5 protein-coding genes are annotated in these 4,888 nt (G+C 63.0%); 4 read left to right on the top strand and 1 reads right to left on the bottom strand.

All coding sequences use genetic code 11. The features are described 5' to 3' along the window. Positions 1-37 precede the first annotated feature (37 nt). The 4 genes from ACTHNR_RS14455 (at position 38) to dsbD (ending at position 3,998) form a co-directional block, all read left to right on the top strand. Positions 38-1,015, top strand: a complete 978-nt coding sequence (locus tag ACTHNR_RS14455; RefSeq protein WP_115537015.1) for a DNA-directed RNA polymerase subunit alpha — start codon at positions 38-40, stop codon at positions 1,013-1,015. A gap of 173 nt (positions 1,016-1,188) precedes the next feature. Then, the gene (gene rplQ, locus ACTHNR_RS14460) at positions 1,189-1,584 is read left to right on the top strand and encodes a 50S ribosomal protein L17 (RefSeq protein ID WP_173256852.1); all 396 of its coding nucleotides are present in this window, start codon (positions 1,189-1,191) and stop codon (positions 1,582-1,584) included. Between the two features lie 229 nt (positions 1,585-1,813). Continuing rightward, a complete protein-coding gene (cutA, locus tag ACTHNR_RS14465; RefSeq protein WP_440548351.1) occupies positions 1,814-2,140 on the top strand; it encodes a divalent-cation tolerance protein CutA in 327 nt (108 codons plus the stop codon). After that, entirely contained in the window at positions 2,133-3,998 is a 1,866-nt protein-coding gene (gene dsbD / locus ACTHNR_RS14470) for a protein-disulfide reductase DsbD (protein ID WP_440548349.1), read from the top strand. Before cutA ends, dsbD begins: the two co-directional genes overlap by 8 nt. Positions 3,999-4,188: 190 nt before the next feature. On the opposite strand, the gene hemB is transcribed toward dsbD, so the two are convergent. Next, on the bottom strand, positions 4,189-4,888 hold a 700-nt coding region (gene hemB, locus ACTHNR_RS14475), incomplete at its 5' end, for a porphobilinogen synthase (RefSeq protein ID WP_440548350.1).

Raw genomic sequence — 4,888 nt, forward strand, 5'->3', positions numbered from 1 at the left:
CGGTGTAACGAGCCGAGGGTATTGAAAAGGAAAACCTATGCAAACCAGTTTGTTGAAGCCCAAGATCATCGCTGTGGAATCGCTGGGCGAGAGCCACGCGAAAGTGGTCATGGAACCGTTCGAACGCGGTTACGGCCACACTTTGGGCAACGCGCTTCGGCGCGTCCTGCTGTCGTCGATGGTTGGCTATGCGCCCACCGAAGTGACGATCGCGGGCGTCGTGCACGAGTACTCGACGATCGACGGTGTGCAGGAAGACGTGGTCAACCTGTTGCTGAACATGAAGGGCGTCGTGTTCAAGCTGCACAACCGCGATGAAGTGACCGTCACGCTGCGCAAGGAAGGCGAAGGCGTCGTGACCGCGCGCGACATCGAGCTGCCGCATGACTGCGAGGTGATCAACCCCGATCACGTGGTGGCTCACCTGTCGAAAGGCGGCAAGCTCGACGTGCAGATCAAGGTCGAGAAAGGCCGCGGCTATGTCCCGGGCAACGTGCGCCGTTACGGCGAAGAGACGGCCAAGATCATCGGCCGTATCGTCCTCGATGCGTCGTTCTCGCCGGTTCGCCGCGTGAGCTACGCCGTGGAGAGCGCACGTGTCGAACAGCGCACCGACCTCGATAAGCTCGTGATGAACATCGAGACCAACGGCGTGATTTCGCCCGAGGAAGCGATTCGTCAATCGGCACGTATTCTCGTCGACCAACTCGCGGTGTTCGCGGCGTTGGAAGGCACGGAAGCCGCCGCCGAAGCGCCGTCGCGTGCGCCGCAGATCGATCCGATCCTGCTGCGTCCGGTGGACGATCTCGAGTTGACGGTGCGTTCGGCCAACTGCCTGAAGGCCGAAAACATCTACTACATCGGCGATCTGATCCAGCGTACGGAAAACGAGTTGCTCAAGACGCCGAACCTGGGCCGCAAGTCGCTGAACGAGATCAAGGAAGTGCTCGCTTCGCGTGGCCTGACGCTCGGCATGAAGCTCGAAAACTGGCCGCCGGCCGGTCTCGACAAGTAAGGCGCTCCGGGGCGCGTGCGCTCCGGACACCCTACGCTCTGGCGAGGACGCGGATTTTCCTTTAAAATCCGCGTCTTGTCTTTTTTCTACCGGCCCGTGTCCGCGCCGTCGCAAGTTTTGCGGCGTATGGACGATAGAAGAGCTGGATCAAAACTTCGAATCAAGGAACTGAAATGCGTCACCGTCATGGTTTGCGGAAACTGAACCGCACGAGCAGCCACCGTCTGGCAATGCTCCGTAACATGTCCAACTCGCTCATCGAGCACGAAGTCATCAAGACGACGCTGCCGAAGGCGAAGGAACTCCGTAAGGTCGTCGAGCCCCTCATCACCCTCGGCAAGAAGCCGTCGCTCGCGAACCGTCGTCTGGCGTTCAATCGCCTGCGCGATCGTGACTCGGTCACGAAGCTGTTCGACGTGCTCGGTCCGCGTTTCGCGAACCGTCCGGGCGGCTACCTCCGTATTCTGAAGTTTGGTTTCCGTGTCGGCGACAACGCGCCCATGGCGCTCGTCGAGCTGCTCGATCGTCCGGAACCGGTGGAAGCGGAAGAAGTGCAAGACGCCGAATAAGCCGTGCAGCGCGCTTTCGCGCGCTGGGCGGTGGGTAACGAGAAGGGGCAAGCGAAAGCTTGGCCCCTTTTTGCTTTTCATCGGCCTTCCAAGCTTTTGAGATGACACGCCGAAACGAGGCCCGGTCGAACCCGCGGCGCGCGGCGCGAAGCGGGCGCACGTGGCGAAAGCGTGCTCGGTGATACGATAGCGGCGTACCGAATTGCCTCGAGGTGACCCCGCCGTGCCCCTGCCTGTCGTGCTCATCCTGACGACGTTGCCCGACACGGAAGCGGCGCAACGGCTCGCGCAAGGCGCCCTCGACGAACGCCTGGCCGCCTGTGTCACCGAACTGGGTGCGGTGCGCTCGCGCTATCGCTGGAAAGGTCAGATCGAAACAGCCGACGAAATCCAGCTGCTGTTCAAGACGAGCGCGGCCCGCTCGATGGAGCTCGAGCAATTCATTCGAGCAAATCACCCCTACGAGACGCCTGAACTCCTCTCATGGCAGGCCGCCGCATCCAATGCCTATGCGCAATGGGTGGAGACCGAAACGCAACGACCGACGCATGTTTAAGCCGCTTCTTGATCCTGTGCGCCAGTTGGCGCGCGTGGTGCTGTTCATCGTTACCTGTGTCTGCATCGGCGCCGGGCTCTTGGGCGCCGCGCGCGCAGACGATTTTCTCGACCCGGCGGTGGCGTTTCGGTTCAGCGCAGCCGAGCAGCCTCATGAAGTGGACGTTCACTTCAAGATCGCAGACGGGTACTACCTCTATCGCGAGCGGTTCCAATTCGCCGTCAAGGGCGGCACGGCCACGCTCGGCGCTGCCCAATTGCCCGCCGGCCACATCAAATTCGATCCCACGTTTCAAAAGAACGTCGAGACCTATCGGGGCGACCTAACCGTGCGGGTGCCGGTGCAGTCGGCTTCGGGCGCCTTCGATCTCGTCGTCACGTCTCAGGGCTGCGCCGATGCAGGCATCTGCTATCCGCCGGCAGAGCACACCTACCGTGTCAGCGGGGCGGCACTAGGCGCCGGCGCAAGCGGGGCTGCGGCGGGTGGGCAAGCTGGGGCGTTGGACGGCGCTTCGCAGGGCACGTGGTACGAGCGCGTGACTAGCGCCGACTACGCGCAATCACTGCTGCAGGGCGGCGGTTTTGCCGCCACGGTGGGGCTTTATTTTCTGGCCGGCCTGGTTCTAAGCTTGCTCCCCTGCTCGTATCCGATGATCCCCATCGTGTCGGCCATCATCATCGGGCAGCGCGGCAAAGTGACGCATGGGCGTGGATTTGCGCTATCGCTGGCCTATGTCGTCGGCATGGCGCTCGTTTATACGGCCCTGGGTATCGCGGCGGCGCTCGTTGGCCAATCGCTCGGAGCGTGGTTGCAAAACCCATGGGTGCTCGGTCTGTTTGCCGCGTTGCTAACAGCGTTCGCGCTGACTCTGATTGCCGGCATTGACCTCGTGCTGCCCCAACGTTGGCAGGACCGCGTTTCGGATGCGTCGAGCCGGCGCTCCGGCGGTACGTTTGCGGCTGTCGCGGTCATGGGCGCGCTGTCGGCGCTGGTGGTGGGCGCGTGCATGACGGCGCCGCTCTTCGCCGTCCTGGCTTTCATCGCTCATACGGGCAACGCGGTGCTGGGTGGGGCGGCCTTGTTTTCGATGGGCCTCGGACTCGGCGTCCCGTTGCTGATCATCGGGCTGGGGGCTGGAACGCTGCTGCCGCGCGCGGGTAGCTGGATGGATGGCGTAAAAGTCTTCTTCGGCGTTGTACTGCTTGCGGCCGCCCTCTGGATCGTTTGGCCGGTATTGCCCTCGACGCCGCAAATGTTGCTCGCTGCGCTGTGGCTGCTCATCGCGGCGGCAGCGCTGGGATTGTTTTCGCCGAACGCTGGAGGCCCGTCGATTTGGCGTCGGCTGGGACGCGGGCTTGGCGCCGCGCTTGCGATTTGGGCCGCTGCGATGCTCGTAGGGCTCGCGGCGGGTTCGGCCGATCCGGTACGGCCGCTCGCCGTGCTGGCTGCGCGCGCCGCGGGACAGCCTGCTGGCCCGAGCGCCGCTGTGCCGGAGCAATCCGCATTCGCTCCCGTCCAATCGCTGGCGAAGCTCGACACCCTTCTGACCGCTGACGCGCGCCCGGCCATGCTCGACTTTTACGCCGACTGGTGCGTGAGCTGCAAGGAGATGGAGCGCTTTACGTTTTCCGACAAACGTGTTCAAGCGCGCCTCGCGCAGCTTCAATTGCTCCGGGCGGATGTCACGGCGAACAACATGGATGATCAGGCGCTGCTGAAACGATTCGACTTGTTCGGGCCGCCGGGCATCATTTTCTTCGACCGATCGGGAAAGGAAGTGCTGCGCGTCGTCGGCTATGAATCGGCCGATGCCTTTCTACGTCACCTTGATCGCGTTGCGCCGGCGCTCCAGTCCTGAGGGCATCGGCGGCCAGCACATGCGGCCGGCGCCGGTGCTGGCGCCGGCCGTTCGATACGTTCGATGGTCCATGGCCGATTTATCGCGATTCGTCCGCCAATGAAAAAGGGCGTCGCTTGGACGCCCCAACTCGGGAAATTCGCCTGCGATCGCCGACAGCGGACACTCGTCTCCGGCGACGGTCGCGTGCCTACTTTTGCCCGCGCAGCAGCCGCGCCGCATCCAGCGCAAAGTACGTGAGCACACCGTCCGCGCCCGCGCGTTTGAACGCCAGCAGCGACTCCATCATCACCTTGTCGTGATCGAGCCAGCCGTTTTGTGCAGCGGCTTTCAGCATCGCGTATTCACCGCTCACTTGATAGACATAGGTGGGGAAGCGAAACTCGTCTTTCACCCGCCGCACGATGTCCAGATAGGGCATACCGGGTTTCACCATCACCATATCGGCGCCTTCCTCGATATCGAGGCGGACTTCGCGCAACGCTTCGTCCGAGTTCGCCGGGTCCATCTGATACGTCATCTTGTTGCTCTTGCCGAGGTTGGTCGCAGAGCCGACGGCGTCGCGGAACGGCCCGTAGAAGGCCGATGCGTACTTCGCCGCGTAGGCCATGATCCGAGTGTGGATGCGACCCTCGCTTTCGAGCATCTCGCGCAGTGCGCCGATGCGGCCGTCCATCATGTCGGACGGTGCGAGGATGTCCACGCCGGCTTCCGCTTGGGTGCGGGCCTGTTCGACGAGGATTTCAACCGTCTCGTCATTGAGCACGTAACCCGCTTCGTCGAGCACACCGTCTTGGCCGTGGCTCGTATAGGGATCGAGCGCGACATCGGTCAGTACGCCGAGTTCGGGGAAGCGGGCCTTGATTTCCCGCACCGCGCGAGGAACCAAT

The organism is Trinickia sp. (genome assembly GCF_051954495.1).
In the GTDB taxonomy this organism is placed as follows: domain Bacteria; phylum Pseudomonadota; class Gammaproteobacteria; order Burkholderiales; family Burkholderiaceae; genus Trinickia.